Here is a 14,330-nt window from a genome sequence, read left to right on the forward strand (position 1 = left end):
TATACGTTCCTACCTTTCTACATGAGGAATTAATAGTTCATTTTTCATTACTTGCAAGACACCAACTGGCGTGATTCGGATATATGGCAAGTGAATAGATTGAAGGAATAATAATGTATATATAGCATCTCCATGTGCATAGCCACGTTCTCCTAATGCTTTTCTCATTGCTAGCTCTTCTTCGATGATCACTTCCATCGGTTGAACTGACAGTCCGCCTGCTACCACTAATGGTAATGTTTCAATAATTTTACCATTTTCAGCGAGTGCCATGCCTCCACCTATATTCTTGATTTCATTAAATGCTCTCTTCATCTCTTGCCAATCCTGTCCTATCAATAATACATCTCCAGTATTTGAATAGGAAGATGCAAAACCTTGCAGATTATTACCAAACCCTTTCAACATAGTATTGACTCGCCATTTTCCGTTCTTATCCAGTAATATCAAATAGCACTCATCACCAGTAGCAATAGTGGGATTAGTGAGATCCAGATCACTTTCGTATACTTTCGTAATAACATCATTGACCATCTGAATCCCTATTGAAGATGAGAATGTGAAGTCTTCATCTGTCAGTTCATAAGGCAATTCGTATGTCGGTAATGCTTTCCAATCTACTGCTTTAAAGGCGTCAGACGATGTACTATCTCGTAGAACCCACTTCCCTTTAGATAACACGTCAGTCGGCACAGGGTTATGTTCATTCTCTAAAAAGTTCAATGTCGCAAAACGGCCCGTCGCAATTACACTATGCAAGTCCGTAATGTCATAGTACCTCGCCACGTTATACGATGCCATTTGATACGCATCAATCGGTGATACTCCCGCGTCAAGTGCTACCTGGATGCATTGGTCCATAACACCTTCACGGTAGAACGAAGGTGGAGAACCATCAGTCGTCATCATCAAATGATCAAAGACATCCCATTCCTTCTCTACAATACCTTTCAATAAATCTGGTAGGTCGGGACGAATTGATGAATAGCGTAATGTGGCAGCATACCCTTGCTGCAAGCGTCTTTCTACTTCATCCACAGTCATCGCTTCATGATCGCCGTCCGCTCCAAGTAATTTCATCCGGGCCAGTGTACGTTCCGATGCACCCGGAAAATGTCCTTCAATCTTTTTACCAAGACGTTTTGATTCTACTAATGACTGCATCATATTTTGATCACCTTGTAGTAATTTAGGCCAACCTGTCAGCTCTCCTGTCATCAACACATCAGGACGCTCCATCCATTTCACAATATCTACTGGATTGAAAAGTTCTTTTTCATTTTGCAGTACGGTTTGTGAATCAACACGTGCCCACCAATAAAATGCAAATGGCAGTTCATTTAGTTGATCAATGAATGTAATTGCAGTTTGCTGATTCAGCATTGAAAACAAGATGAGGTTATCTGATATAAAAGTCGTTGTTCCACGGCGAGAGGCATAGTCTGCAAATGTTTCGGGATTATATAATTGGAATGGATGAACATGCGGCTCGATATATCCCGGTACTATTTTCTTGTCTGAAGCATCGACACGTTCTGTTCCTTCAAGCAAAGCCGGCATGCGTTCCCCTAAATAGACAATCCGGTCACCCTGAATCCAAATATTCCCTTGCATCCATTTCTTGAATATAGAATGTAAGTAGGTAGCATTTTCAATTACGATGTCAGGCGCTTTCTGACCATTAATAATCGCTAGTTGCGACTGTATTTCTTTCGCACTCCACATGCAGATCACCGTCCCTAAAAGTTTTTTAACTATTTGTTAACTATTGCTTTATAGTAACATAGCAATCCAATCCCGAATAGATGTGTCGTACAAAGGTTGTCCACAAGTAGATTTTCACTAATCCACAAAATACTGGAAACTTACACACATTACCAACAACTTACCCACACCTTTTCCACTTATAAACCACAGATCATAAAAAATGCTGTGGATAACATATTTTTCAACTCAACTAAGGTGTATGCAGCATTTACTATAAGTTCGTAAACACTAAACATCTTCCTTCAGTATTAAAAAAAGACTGTCTTAGAAGTCAGACAACACTTCTAAGACAATCCTGTTTCATCTATTATTCAAATGTACGCCATCCGATATCCGTACGATGGAAGAATCCATCCCATTGTTGATCAGCGAGACCAGTGTAGACTTTTTCTTGTGCTTCTTTTAAAGTGGCTGCTTTCGCTGCAACGAGAAGTACACGACCACCATTTCCGATAAAGCGATCATCTTCCAGTTTAGTCCCTGCATGGAATACATCAAGCCCTTGATCTGTTAGTACATCAAGGTTAGGAAGTGCGTGACCATTCACTACGTCGTTAGGATACCCTTCCGATGCAATGACTACGCCTAACATCGCTTCTTCATTCCACTCAAGATCAAATGATTCTCCAGCCATCAGGGCTTCCATGAACTTACCAAAATCCGACTTCATACGTGGCAAGACAACTTGTGTTTCAGGATCACCAAAGCGGGCATTAAATTCAATAACTTTCGGACCTTGATCAGTAAGTATTAAACCAGCATACAGGATTCCTGTGAAAGGAATTCCTTCCTCCGTCATAGCTTCAACGGTTGGTACGACTACACGATCGTACGCTTCCTGCACAATTGCATCCGAAATTTGTGGGACTGGGGAATAAGCTCCCATTCCACCTGTATTTGGACCACGATCTCCATCATACGCACGTTTATGATCTTGTGCAATTACCATTGGATAGATTTGTCCATCATGGACGAACGACATATATGAAAACTCTTCGCCATCTAAAAATTCTTCTACCACCACACGTGATGATGATTCACCGAACTTTTGATTGCCGATCATGTCATCTACCGCGTCTAATGCTTCCTGTAATTCCATTGCGACAATTACGCCTTTTCCAGCTGCTAATCCATCAGCCTTCACTACGATTGGAGCACCTTGTTCACGGATGAATGATTTTGCTTCTTCAGCATCCGTGAAAGTTCCATAAGCCGCTGTTGGTATATCATATTTGTCCATGATCTCCTTAGCGAATGACTTACTACCTTCGATACGAGCAGCTGCCTGGGTCGGACCGAATACTGTTAAACCTTTTTCTAGGAAGTAATCAGCAATACCTTCCGCAAGCGGCTGTTCTGGTCCAACAAACGTCAACGTAACACGCTGTTCAATTGCGAAATCTGCTAAAGCTTCAAAGTCTGTAGTTGCAATATGGACACATGTTGCATCTTGCTGCATTCCGTCATTACCAGGCGCCACAAATACTTCCGATACAGAAGGCGCTTGGTTGAACTGTTTGGCTATCGCATGTTCACGACCGCCACTTCCAATTACAAGTACTTTCATGTTCATCTACTCCCTGCACTATTAATGTTTGAAATGACGTACGCCTGTGAATACCATCGTAATGCCGTATTCATTGGCTTTTTTAATGGAATCCTCATCTTTCACCGAACCACCCGGTTGAATGATTGCTGTAATGCCCGCTTTTGCCGCTGCTTCAACCGTATCATCCATAGGGAAAAATGCGTCAGAAGCAAGAGCTGCCCCTTTTGCACGTTCGCCTGCCTGTGTCAGAGCAATTTTCGCAGCACCTACACGGTTCATCTGACCTGCGCCAACACCGATTGTCATGTGCTCATCCGTAATGACGATTGCATTAGATTTCACGTGTTTCACAACGGCCCATCCAAGTTTCATCGCATTCCATTCTGCCTCAGTCGGCTCACGGTCTGTTGCCACTTTGATATCCGCTTCTTCAAAACCGTGGGCATCAGGCTGTTGCATTAATAATCCGCCCTCAACAGATACCGTGTTCCACTGATCTTTTTTCTGCTGTTCAAATGAAATCGTCAAGAGACGAATATTTTTCTTTTTCGTCAACGTCTCAAGTGCTTCTTCTGTAAACGAAGGAGCAATAACGATTTCAAGGAATATATCAGCAAGTTGCACTGCTGTTTCCTGATCTACTTCTTTGTTCAATGCAATGATTCCGCCAAAAATAGACGTAGCATCTGCTTCGTAGGCTTTTTGGAAAGCTTCAGCAATGGTTGCTCCTGTACCCACACCACATGGATTCATATGCTTAACTGCTACAGCTGCAGGCTCGGAAAATTCCTTAACGATTTGTATCGTTGCATTCGCATCTTGGATATTGTTATAAGATAGTTCTTTTCCATGAAGCTGTTCCGCATAGGCAATCGAGAAATCAGATCCAAGCGGACGGCTATAGAATGCTGCCTGCTGATGGGGATTTTCTCCATAACGCAATGGTTGCTTCAACTCGTATGTATAGGTAACTTGTTCCGGGAATTGTTCGCCTGCAAGGTCTGTTAAGTAGCCTGAAATCAATGAATCATAAGCCGCCGTATGACGGAAGACCTTAGCTGCCAAACGACGGCGTGTTTCAAGAGTCGTCTTGCCATCCGCTTTTAGTTCGTCAAGTACTACACTGTAGTCAGCTGCATCCACAATGACTGTTACGTATGCATGGTTCTTCGCAGAGGCGCGAAGCATTGCTGGTCCACCGATATCGATATTTTCGATTGCATCTTCCGCTGATACATCTGGTTTGGAAATCGTTTCTTTGAATGGATACAAGTTCACACAAACTACATCGATTGGCTGGATGCCGTGCTCTTCCATTTGTGCTTGATGTCCAGGGTCATCTTGTTTTGCAAGTAACCCACCGTGAATCATCGGGTTCAACGTTTTCACGCGGCCTTCCATGATTTCAGGGAATCCTGTTACTTCATCTACAGCCGTTACGGCAACGCCATTGTCTTTCAAATGCTTCATCGTACCACCAGTAGACAATAATTCATATCCAAGCTGTTCAAGTTCTTTCGCAAATTCTACTACTCCACTTTTATCCGATACGCTTAACAATGCGCGTTTTTTCAAAGGAATTCCCTCCAGTTTATAAAAAAAGCCTGTCATCTCAACAGGCTCATCAATTTTTAAATACGTTTTGCAATGTTGCTACATATAATTCATGTTCTACGGCATGGATAGCTAAAGCGGTCTGCTCGGCATCCCCATCAACAACATCCACTGCGCGTTGCGCTAAAATCGGACCCGTATCCATCCCCTCGTCTACCAGATGAACTGTGACACCAGTTACTTTAACGCCAGCAGCTACTGCTTGTCCAATTGCATCCTTACCTGGGAATGAAGGCAACAGCGATGGATGGATATTGATAATCCGTTCAGGATATGCATCCAATAAAACTGGACCGATCAATCGCATATAGCCAGCTAATATTAGCCACTCCACTTGTGCTTCTTGTAATGCTTTGAGTATTGCTTGTTCATATGCTTCTTTCGTTTCGAAGTCACGAGGACGTATGGCTGCAATTGAAATACCTTTTTCATTCGCCCGTTCATTGACGAAAGCATCTGGTTTATCTGTTACCATCAAAACGATTTCAGCTGGAATTCGCTCCGCTTTACAAGCCTCTGCCAAAGCGGCAAAGTTACTACCGCTTCCTGAAGCAAATACTGCGATCTTTACTTTATTCATTATGACAATGTCCCGTCATGCTCACCGTTAAATGTTACGCCTGCATGCTTCGTAACACGTCCGATTACATATGCTTCTTCACCGTGCGCTTTTGCGATTTCAATTGCTTTTTCAGCCTCTGCTTCCGGCAAGGCTACAACGAATCCAACACCCATGTTGAATACGCTATATAAGTCACGATCTGTTAATTCACCTTTTTCTTTCAACATGTGGAATACAGGAAGTACTGGCCAAGCACCTAGATCTACTTCTACTCCAAATTCTTCAGTGAACATACGCGGAAGGTTTTCAAAGAATCCACCGCCTGTAATATGACCCATGGAGTGCACGTCAAGCTGTTGGTGCATTTCAAGTACCGGCTTTGCATAGATTTTAGTTGGCTTTAACAGTGCATCAGCTACTGTGCCAAGATCTTCATAGCCTTCAATCGTATCGTTAATATCGGCGCCCAATTGTTCGAATACAATATGGCGTACTAAAGAGTAGCCGTTCGAGTGAATACCGCTCGATGCGATTCCAACTAGTACGTCTCCTGCTTGCACACGTTCACCCGTAACAAGCTTGCTCTTTTCACACGCTCCTACGGCAAAACCAGCCAAATCGTATTCATCTTCTTCGTAAAGTCCTGGCATTTCAGCCGTTTCTCCACCAATCAATGCTGCCCCCGATTGTACACAACCATCCGCTACACCTTTGACGATTGCTTCCACTTTTTCAGGAACTGCTTTACCTAATGCTACATAATCAAGGAAATAGAGAGGCTCAGCACCTTGCGCTACGATATCATTTACACACATTGCGACACAGTCTATTCCAATTGTGTCATGACGGTCCGCCATGAAAGCCAATTTCAACTTCGTGCCAACACCGTCTGTTCCAGAAATTAGTACTGGTTCTTTATATTCGAGTGCAGATAAATCGAACATTCCGCCAAATCCACCAAATGCACCTGCTACACCTTTACGAGATGTTCGTGCTACGTGAGATTTCATGCGTTCAACTGACTCATAGCCAGCTTCAATATTTACTCCCGCTTTTTCATATGCCTTCGACATGGAAAGGCCTCCTATCGTACGATTTCTTTTTCGTGCGGCATTGCCGTATCCGAATAAATCTCTGTTGGATACTCACCAGTGAAACAAGCCAAGCATTGTCCGCAGTTTTTCATTTCAGATGACCGGCCATTCGATTCCAACATTCCCTCTATTGATAGGAATGATAGTGAATCTGCACCAATCACATCGCGCATTTCATCTATAGTACGACCTGTCGCAAGTAATTCTGAATCTGAACTAATATCTACACCGTAATAACACGGCGCGATTAATGGCGGTGAAGCAATGACGACATGTATTTCTTTTGCTCCCGCATCGCGAAGCATGGAGACTATTCGTTTAGATGTCGTTCCACGAACAATTGAATCATCGACCATAACCACACGCTTACCATAAACGACCTGATGTACAGGTGACAGTTTCATTTTTACGCCTTTTTCACGCAATGCTTGAGATGGCTGGATAAACGTTCGTCCAACATAGCGATTTTTGATTAATCCCAATTCATATGGAATCCCGCTTTGTTCAGAGAATCCTATAGCTGCTGAAATACTAGAATCCGGAACCCCAGTGACGACATCTGCACTGATTTGTACTTCACGCGCCAGTTGCTTCCCACAACGTTTACGCGCGGCATGAATATTGATCCCATCGATATCTGAATCAGGACGAGAGAAATAGACATACTCCATAGAACACATCGCGTTGTCTGCCGGTTCTGCAAAACGCTCAGACACTAATCCATTATCATTGATGATTAGCAATTCACCTGGTTCCACAGAACGAACATACTCAGCACCGATAATTTCAAACGCACAAGTTTCTGAAGCAACGACCCATGCATCACCAATTTTCCCCAAAGATAATGGACGCATACCGTTTGGATCTTGCGCAACCATCAACCCTTCATCTGTCATTAAAACGAATGCAAATGCACCTTTTAAAATAGCCAGTGCCTTCTTCACCCGGTCACGATGATTACGTGAACCACTGCTTCGTTTTATTAAGTGAGCAAGTACTTCTGTATCGGATGTACTTTGGAAGATGCTACCTTGCCGCTCCAAATGTTCTTTCAAATCTGTCGCATTGATCAAGTTCCCATTATGCGCAATCGCCAAGCTACCCGTTGTGGAACGAAAGACAAGTGGTTGAACATTTTCTATACCACGTCCGTCTTTTGTCGTATAACGAACTTGCCCTATTGCGCCTCGTCCCTCAAGCGAGTCCAACTTTTCACCTGAGAACACTTCATTGACCAGGCCTTCACCTTTAACTGCATGGAGGCCATTATCGCCTTTTACGACGATACCAGCCCCCTCTTGTCCACGATGCTGAAGAGCATGCAATGCATAATAGCTAAGTTGTGCTGCATCGTCATGTCCCCATATCCCAAATACGCCGCACTCTTCGTTTAGTCCTCTGAGTTCAGCAAGCATGCGATTGCCCCTTTCCAAGCAGTTTGGAATTCTTCTACCGTCCCTTCTACTAAGACAGTTCCCTCTGCGTCTTTGATGACGATTTCTTCGCCATCTGTTACCGTTCCTATTTTCACAGCATCTTGAACTTTCTCTTCAAATGCGGCTACTTGATCAGCTTGTACAGTAACCAAGAAACGTGACTGTGTTTCACTGAATAACGCAGTGATTGCTGAGCCTTCCACTGTTACGTCAGCACCCAAACCTTGTGAACCAAATGTACCTTCACAAAGCGCTACTGCAAATCCGCCTTCTGACAAATCATCAGCCGATTGGATGATTCCAGCTTGGATTGCCCCAAGAAGCTGTTGTTGACGAGTTGCCTCTATGTCTAAATCGATTGCAGGTGATTTACCGAAGATCTTTCCTTCGATCATTTGTTGCAACTCACTGCCGCCAAACTCTGTTTCTGTTTGACCGATCAAATAGATTGCATCTCCAGCTTGTTTGAAACCAGGCGTTGTCACTTGACCTAAATCATGGACGATTCCTACCAAACCAATGGTTGGTGTTGGATAGATTGGCACACCGTTTACTTCGTTGGAAAGAGATACGTTACCACCAATGACCGGTGCATTTAATTTACGACATGCTTCTGAAATACCGTCCGCTGATTTTTCCAACTGCCAGAATACTTCTGGCTTGTCTGGGCTACCGAAGTTCAAGCAGTCAGTCAAAGCGATTGGTTCTGCGCCTGAACATACAAGGTTACGTGCAGCTTCAGCTACCGCAATCTTACCGCCAACTTCTGGATCCAAATAAATGAATCGAGAGTTACAATCCGCCGTCATTGCAATACCCTTGTTTGTTCCTCTAACACGGATCACACCTGCAGATGCCCCTGGTGCTAAAACTGTATTCGTTCTTGCACCTGTGTCGAACTGATTATATACCCACTCTTTAGAAGCAATCGTAGGACGTTGCAATAAGTCGAGTAAAGTTTCTTTTAAGTCCGTTACTTGTGGTTCTTTGTTTTCAATCGCTTGGTTTTTCGCAAATGATGCAGGTTCTTTAGATTCTTTCTGATAGCTCGGTGCATCTTCAGCTAGTAGATCTGCCGAAACTTCTGCTGCAACTTCACCTTTATGAAGCAAACGCAGCATTTTGTCATCTGTTACATGTCCAATTGTCGCTGCAGTAATTCCGTACTTTGTGAAGAGGGCAATCACTTCTTCTTCCCGACCCTTTTTCACCACGATCAACATACGTTCCTGAGATTCGGACAACATCATTTCATACGCTGTCATATTCTCTTCACGCTGTGGTACAAGGTCTAAGTTCAATTCCACGCCATAGCCGGCTTTTGAAGCCATTTCTGCTGCTGATGAAGTTAGACCCGCCGCACCCATATCTTGAATTCCGATCAACGCATCTGATTGAACTAGTTCTAAGCAAGCCTCCATCAATAACTTTTCAATGAATGGATCTCCCGCCTGCATTACCGGCAGTTCTTGCTCTTCTTCAATAGATAATTCAGAAGAAGACATGGTCGCTCCGTGAATCCCGTCACGTCCTGTTGTAGCACCTGCGTATATCACTGTGTTGCCAATACCAGCCGCAACACCTTTTTGAATATCTTCATGATTCAACAAACCGACTGCCATCGCATTGACTAATGGACGCTTCGAATAGCACTGATCGAACTGGACTTCACCGGCTACTGTTGGGATTCCCATTGCATTACCGTAACTTGCAATTCCAGCAACTGCTTCTTCAAACAAAAATCTATCTCGAGGTTCTGTTAAATCTCCAAAACGAAGTGAATTTACTAATGCTACCGGACGTGCACCCATAGAAAATACGTCCCGAATAATTCCGCCAGCACCTGTTGCTGCACCAATGAAAGGCTCGATTGCAGATGGTGAGTTATGAGACTCCATTTTAAAAACGGCAGCTTGGTTGTCACCGATGTCTACAATTCCAGCACCTTCACCCGGTCCCTGTAGTACACGTGCACCTTCAGTAGGAAATCTGCGTAATACAGATTTTGAGCTTTTATATGAACAGTGCTCCGACCACATAGCTGAAAACAGACCTGTTTCCACATAATTCGGAATACGCCCAAGTTTTTCCACTGCACGCTCATATTCTGCATCCGTCATGCCCATTTGGAGATATAGACGATTTTCTTTAATTTGCTCCGCTGTAGGTTCGTGATTAATTGACATGCTGTTCACCCCGACTGTTCATGATTGATTGGAATAAAGCCGTTCCATCTGTTCCACCGATGATTGCTTCTACTGCACGTTCAGGTAGTGGCATCATACCGAGAACATTGCCTCTGTCATTTGTAATACCCGCGATAGCTTCTGTACTACCATCTGTATTTTCATTCGCATATGTGAAAACAATTTGATTATTGTTTTTTAGTTTTTCCACTGTCTGCTCGTCCGCATAGTAGTTACCAAATTCATTAGCAACTGGCAATGTGAGCATTTGACCTTGTGTATAGTCTTTTGTAAAAGCAGTATTATTATTTTCCACCCGTACTGTTTCTAGGGCTGAACGGAATTTCAAGCTTTGATTACGTAAGAATCCACCTGGGAGAATGCCTGCTTCTACTAAGATATGAAAACCATTACCTACGCCAAGAACTAATTTACCTGATTCAGCAAATGCTTGTAATTGTTTACACGCAGGTGAACTTTTCGCCAATGCACCCGGACGCAAGTAGTTGCCGTATGAAGTGCCTGTCGGTAATAGAACCGCATCGAATGAATCGAGTTGGTCGGCCTCTGTATGCCAAACGTATTCAACATCTTGCTTTACTGTTTCCTCAATTGCATGGTACATATCAAGATCACAAGTAAGACCTGGGAATACTAGAACGGCGAACTTCATTTGCTGGCAACCTCCCCGATTTCAAAGCGATAATCTTCAATGACTTTATTAATTAATAGATCGTTACACATTTCATTCACGCGTGCTTCGATTGTCTGTTCTGATCCATCAAGCTCTAATTCGATTAATTTTCCAACCCGTACACTTTTCACGTCTTCATAGCCCATCTTTTGAAGTGCTTCAGTTGTCGCGATGCCTTGTGGATCTACAACACTTTCACGTAGTGTTACATAAATTGTTACTTTCGTCATTTTCGGTTCCTCCCAAAGTGGAAATAATAGTTTTTATTAGTTAATATCTTGCCAAATACCGGACTGTTCAATTTCTTGCAAAGTTTTTTCAAGGTTTTCTGTCATAATTGTCACGTGACCCATTTTACGTTTTTCTTTTGCTTCTGCTTTGCCGTATAAATGAATGGACCAATCTGGATAGTCCGCGATACGTTCTTGAAGCGGTGCTACATGTTCCCCAAGTACATTCACCATTATGGACGACCCCCATAACTTCGGCTCACGTAACGGCCAACCACAGACTGCACGAACGTGTTGATGGAATTGTGAGATGTTACATGCCTCAATTGAATAGTGACCAGAGTTATGCGGACGCGGTGCTAATTCATTAATCATGATTTCACCGTCAGGCAGTACGAACATTTCAACTGCTAGTGTTCCTATTAATTCTAAATGGCCTGCGATTTTCTTTGCAGCATTTTCTGCTTGCTCCAGAACCCTTTGTTCTACTCGTGCCGGAACAATCGATTCGTGCAATATATGATGTTTATGAATATTTTCAGCAATTGGTAGGCAATATGTTTGTCCTGCTGGATTTCTTTGAATGATAACGGAAATCTCTTTTTCAAATGGAACAAATGCCTCTGCTATACAAGGAGAATGTGTAAACAAGTCTTTGGCACTTTCAATTTGATCTCTTGATTCAAGCTTTACTTGACCTTTACCGTCATAGCCTCCAAAAGCAGTTTTCACGATACATGGGAACCCAAGATCATCAATTTTCTCTTCTAACTCTTTATATGTTTCAGCGGTTATGTAAGGCGCAATCTGTACTCCAGCCGCTTGAATTTCGGCCTTTTCATTGATGCGGTTTTGTGTGATACGGACTAGTTCAGCACCTTGAGGTACGTAAGCTTTCTTTGTCAGCCGCTTCAAACCTTCATAGTCGATATTTTCAAATTCAAATGTAATGACATCACTTACTTGGCTTAATTCATTCAATGCCTCTTCATCATTATACGGAGCCACTATTTCGATATCAGCTAACTGTCCGCAAGGGGAGTTCTTTGTTGGATCAAGTACCGCAATCTTGAAACCAGCCTCTTTTGCCGCAAGTCCCATCATCCGTCCCAATTGTCCACCACCGATGATACCGATTGTTTGTCCTGGTTGAATCATTTTCAATTTAATTCACCACTGCTTTCTAGCGAGATTTCCTTCATTTCATCGCGTCTTTGCTGCAGTTTATTGCGTAATACTTCATCTTGTGCACAGAGCATTTGAGCTGCAAGGAGGCCTGCATTTGTAGCACCCGCTTTACCAATTGACATAGTCGCTACAGGTACACCTCCTGGCATTTGAACGATGGATAACAGCGAGTCCATACCATTCAATGCTTTAGACTGCACAGGCACACCAATAACAGGAACTAGCGTTTTTGCTGCAACCATCCCTGGTAGATGGGCAGCTCCGCCTGCTCCTGCGATAATAGCGCATAATCCTTTTTTCTCCGCTTGTTCCGCATAGTCGAACATGAAATCCGGTGTACGGTGGGCCGACACTACTTTCTTTTCATAAGGAACTCCTAGTTCATCCAATATGTCGCATGCATGCTTCATTGTTTCCCAGTCGCTCTTACTGCCCATTATGATCCCAATCTTCGGTTCCAAATCTAATCCGCTCCTTCATGCACAACATGATTTAATATAAAATAATAAAAAGGTCCTTGAAAACTCCACTTTTCACATGCACAAAAAGCAGAACTTTCAAGGACCCTTACCAATATGGATACGTAGCTATCGTAACTTAGCCATTCTCCATGATTATCCAAGAAAAATTGCTTTCCCACATAGTATAGACATTTACGGTGTCTTGGTAGAAACGCCACAGCCAATTCTGCGGCATATACGGGGAACTCATTTACTCTTATTATATTATCAATTAATACATAATCCGTCAACTAAAAGACGAACATTACATTATAGGTCTTTTACAATCATTCGTCTTTAAGTTGACATATGAATGGTTAAACGTTAGTTCTCTTTCCCTTAACAGTTATTAGCTATTTTTGATAGCTTGAAACTGTGTTTGTTGTCTTATTGGAATATACTCTTCTCCAACCTGTTTAAATAGGGGTTTCTCTCTTCTAGCAACAACGGTATATCCCAAACTTTGAATTCTTTCCAAACATTCATCAAGCGTTTCATTTTCTTCTCTATCAAACCAGACCTTTTGTTTACTCATTTGAATAACTTGCCTCTTTTCACACTCTTCACCCAGAAGCCACCGTGTATCGACTTAGGTTCATACGATATAATAAAGGCTTTCGGATCTAGTTCCGTTATCGTTTTATACAGTTGCACTTCGTATTTACGAGGCGTCAAAATTTGCATAGTTGAACGATAACCACTTAGTCCATTAGCTGCCGAGTCTGTAACACCATATCCAAGTTTTCGCAACACAGCAGGCATTTCTTTATCGATATCTGCCGTTATCACGTTAACCGTTATATAACCAAGTGCTAAACGTTCTTCAATTTTCGAACCAATAATAACCCCGATGCCATACCCGAGCGCATAAGCAATCAAGTTTTGAATTTGATCTAGATTATCAAGTACTAAACCAAGCCCGATGACGTATATTACTGTCTCTATCATACTCACAGTTGCAGCAATATAACGATAGCCTTTCAGTGTCAGGATTATTCGTATTGTCATGAAAGTAACATAGACAATATTGATTGCAAAAATTATTAATATCATTACCATTGCATCACTCCTTTAAACAAGTAGGATAATCGTATCGCGCCTTAGTTAAAAACTCAAGGAAAGTCTATTAAATGGTAGATTACGATGGACGCTTGTGGAGTGGACGAGAAGGATAGAATGCATGACAGGAGTCGTGTAGTCAAATAAGGGGATGAATAGTACACTTGATGGGTTTTATTGAGCGGATTATTGCCGTTGATGTAGAGCGATGGTGTGGGTGCATTGAGCGGATTACCGTTGACGTAGAGCGATGGTGTGGGTGCATTGAGCGAGGAAGCGGAACGATAGAGCGCATGGCACGCTTCATTGAGCGGATATGGTCTTCTGTCAAGAAAGTGGACACCATTTATTGAGCGGTTATGTTGAAAAGCCTACCGCGCTACGCTTGCTGTACTTTCGTGGAGAAACAGTTAAAGTGACAACTGTTCCTCCACGAAAGTTATGAGTGGTT

General features: G+C 42.7%; 14 protein-coding genes and 1 riboswitch. Of the genes, 1 reads left to right on the forward strand and 13 read right to left on the reverse strand.

What is annotated here, in order from left to right; all coding sequences use genetic code 11:
* Positions 1-9 precede the first annotated feature (9 nt).
* The 13 genes from CSV77_RS10485 to CSV77_RS10545 form a co-directional block, all read right to left on the reverse strand.
* Complete coding sequence (locus CSV77_RS10485; protein WP_099673378.1) at positions 10-1,725, reverse strand: adenine deaminase C-terminal domain-containing protein; 1,716 nt, start codon at positions 1,723-1,725, stop codon at positions 10-12.
* A 349-nt stretch (positions 1,726-2,074) separates the two neighbouring features.
* The gene (purD, locus tag CSV77_RS10490; protein ID WP_099673379.1) at positions 2,075-3,334 is read right to left on the reverse strand and encodes a phosphoribosylamine--glycine ligase; all 1,260 of its coding nucleotides are present in this window, start codon (positions 3,332-3,334) and stop codon (positions 2,075-2,077) included.
* Between the two features lie 21 nt (positions 3,335-3,355).
* Positions 3,356-4,891 (reverse strand): bifunctional phosphoribosylaminoimidazolecarboxamide formyltransferase/IMP cyclohydrolase, encoded by a 1,536-nt coding sequence (purH, locus tag CSV77_RS10495; RefSeq protein ID WP_099673380.1) that lies wholly within the window; start codon positions 4,889-4,891, stop codon positions 3,356-3,358.
* 49 nt (positions 4,892-4,940) lie between these two features.
* On the reverse strand, positions 4,941-5,513 hold the full coding sequence (gene purN / locus CSV77_RS10500; RefSeq protein ID WP_369802758.1) for a phosphoribosylglycinamide formyltransferase: 573 nt from the start codon (positions 5,511-5,513) through the stop codon (positions 4,941-4,943).
* Entirely contained in the window at positions 5,510-6,565 is a 1,056-nt protein-coding gene (purM, locus tag CSV77_RS10505) for a phosphoribosylformylglycinamidine cyclo-ligase (RefSeq protein ID WP_099673381.1), read from the reverse strand. Before purM ends, purN begins: the two co-directional genes overlap by 4 nt.
* 11 nt (positions 6,566-6,576) lie before the next feature.
* Positions 6,577-8,001 carry an amidophosphoribosyltransferase gene (gene purF / locus CSV77_RS10510; protein ID WP_099673382.1) on the reverse strand — a complete coding sequence of 475 codons (1,425 nt, stop codon included), beginning with the start codon at positions 7,999-8,001 and terminating at the stop codon, positions 6,577-6,579.
* Positions 7,977-10,208 carry a phosphoribosylformylglycinamidine synthase subunit PurL gene (gene purL / locus CSV77_RS10515; RefSeq protein ID WP_099673383.1) on the reverse strand — a complete coding sequence of 744 codons (2,232 nt, stop codon included), beginning with the start codon at positions 10,206-10,208 and terminating at the stop codon, positions 7,977-7,979. Before purL ends, purF begins: the two co-directional genes overlap by 25 nt.
* Positions 10,198-10,881 (reverse strand): phosphoribosylformylglycinamidine synthase subunit PurQ, encoded by a 684-nt coding sequence (gene purQ / locus CSV77_RS10520; protein ID WP_099673384.1) that lies wholly within the window; start codon positions 10,879-10,881, stop codon positions 10,198-10,200. Before purQ ends, purL begins: the two co-directional genes overlap by 11 nt.
* On the reverse strand, positions 10,878-11,132 hold the full coding sequence (gene purS / locus CSV77_RS10525) for a phosphoribosylformylglycinamidine synthase subunit PurS (RefSeq protein WP_099636891.1): 255 nt from the start codon (positions 11,130-11,132) through the stop codon (positions 10,878-10,880). Before purS ends, purQ begins: the two co-directional genes overlap by 4 nt.
* A gap of 36 nt (positions 11,133-11,168) precedes the next feature.
* The gene (gene purK, locus CSV77_RS10530) at positions 11,169-12,290 is read right to left on the reverse strand and encodes a 5-(carboxyamino)imidazole ribonucleotide synthase (RefSeq protein ID WP_099673390.1); all 1,122 of its coding nucleotides are present in this window, start codon (positions 12,288-12,290) and stop codon (positions 11,169-11,171) included.
* 2 nt (positions 12,291-12,292) lie between these two features.
* Positions 12,293-12,781, reverse strand: coding sequence for a 5-(carboxyamino)imidazole ribonucleotide mutase (gene purE / locus CSV77_RS10535; protein ID WP_099673385.1), 489 nt, complete (start codon positions 12,779-12,781; stop codon positions 12,293-12,295).
* A 160-nt stretch (positions 12,782-12,941) separates the two neighbouring features.
* Positions 12,942-13,042, reverse strand: a riboswitch (purine riboswitch).
* Between the two features lie 127 nt (positions 13,043-13,169).
* Positions 13,170-13,355: an NETI motif-containing protein gene (locus CSV77_RS10540; protein ID WP_099673386.1), complete on the reverse strand. Its 186-nt coding sequence runs from the start codon at positions 13,353-13,355 to the stop codon at positions 13,170-13,172.
* Positions 13,352-13,879 (reverse strand): DUF2179 domain-containing protein, encoded by a 528-nt coding sequence (locus CSV77_RS10545; RefSeq protein ID WP_099631664.1) that lies wholly within the window; start codon positions 13,877-13,879, stop codon positions 13,352-13,354. Before CSV77_RS10545 ends, CSV77_RS10540 begins: the two co-directional genes overlap by 4 nt.
* Before the next feature lie 164 nt (positions 13,880-14,043).
* Between CSV77_RS10545 and CSV77_RS16765 the strand changes: the two genes are divergently transcribed.
* On the forward strand, positions 14,044-14,232 hold the full coding sequence (locus CSV77_RS16765) for a hypothetical protein (protein WP_144034673.1): 189 nt from the start codon (positions 14,044-14,046) through the stop codon (positions 14,230-14,232).
* Positions 14,233-14,330 lie beyond the last annotated feature (98 nt).

The organism is Sporosarcina sp. P16b (assembly GCF_002743065.1).
Taxonomy (GTDB): domain Bacteria; phylum Bacillota; class Bacilli; order Bacillales_A; family Planococcaceae; genus Sporosarcina.

Coding starts and splice junctions, on each gene's coding strand:
- CSV77_RS10485 (WP_099673378.1), bottom strand. CDS start 1,725: ATGTGGAGTGCGAAAGAAATACAGTCGCAACTAGCGATTATTAATGGT.
- purD (WP_099673379.1), bottom strand. CDS start 3,334: ATGAAAGTACTTGTAATTGGAAGTGGCGGTCGTGAACATGCGATAGCC.
- purM (WP_099673381.1), bottom strand. CDS start 6,565: ATGTCGAAGGCATATGAAAAAGCGGGAGTAAATATTGAAGCTGGCTAT.
- purF (WP_099673382.1), bottom strand. CDS start 8,001: ATGCTTGCTGAACTCAGAGGACTAAACGAAGAGTGCGGCGTATTTGGG.
- purL (WP_099673383.1), bottom strand. CDS start 10,208: ATGTCAATTAATCACGAACCTACAGCGGAGCAAATTAAAGAAAATCGT.
- purQ (WP_099673384.1), bottom strand. CDS start 10,881: ATGAAGTTCGCCGTTCTAGTATTCCCAGGTCTTACTTGTGATCTTGAT.
- purS (WP_099636891.1), bottom strand. CDS start 11,132: ATGACGAAAGTAACAATTTATGTAACACTACGTGAAAGTGTTGTAGAT.
- purK (WP_099673390.1), bottom strand. CDS start 12,290: ATGATTCAACCAGGACAAACAATCGGTATCATCGGTGGTGGACAATTG.
- CSV77_RS10540 (WP_099673386.1), bottom strand. CDS start 13,355: ATGAGTAAACAAAAGGTCTGGTTTGATAGAGAAGAAAATGAAACGCTT.
- CSV77_RS10545 (WP_099631664.1), bottom strand. CDS start 13,879: ATGGTAATGATATTAATAATTTTTGCAATCAATATTGTCTATGTTACT.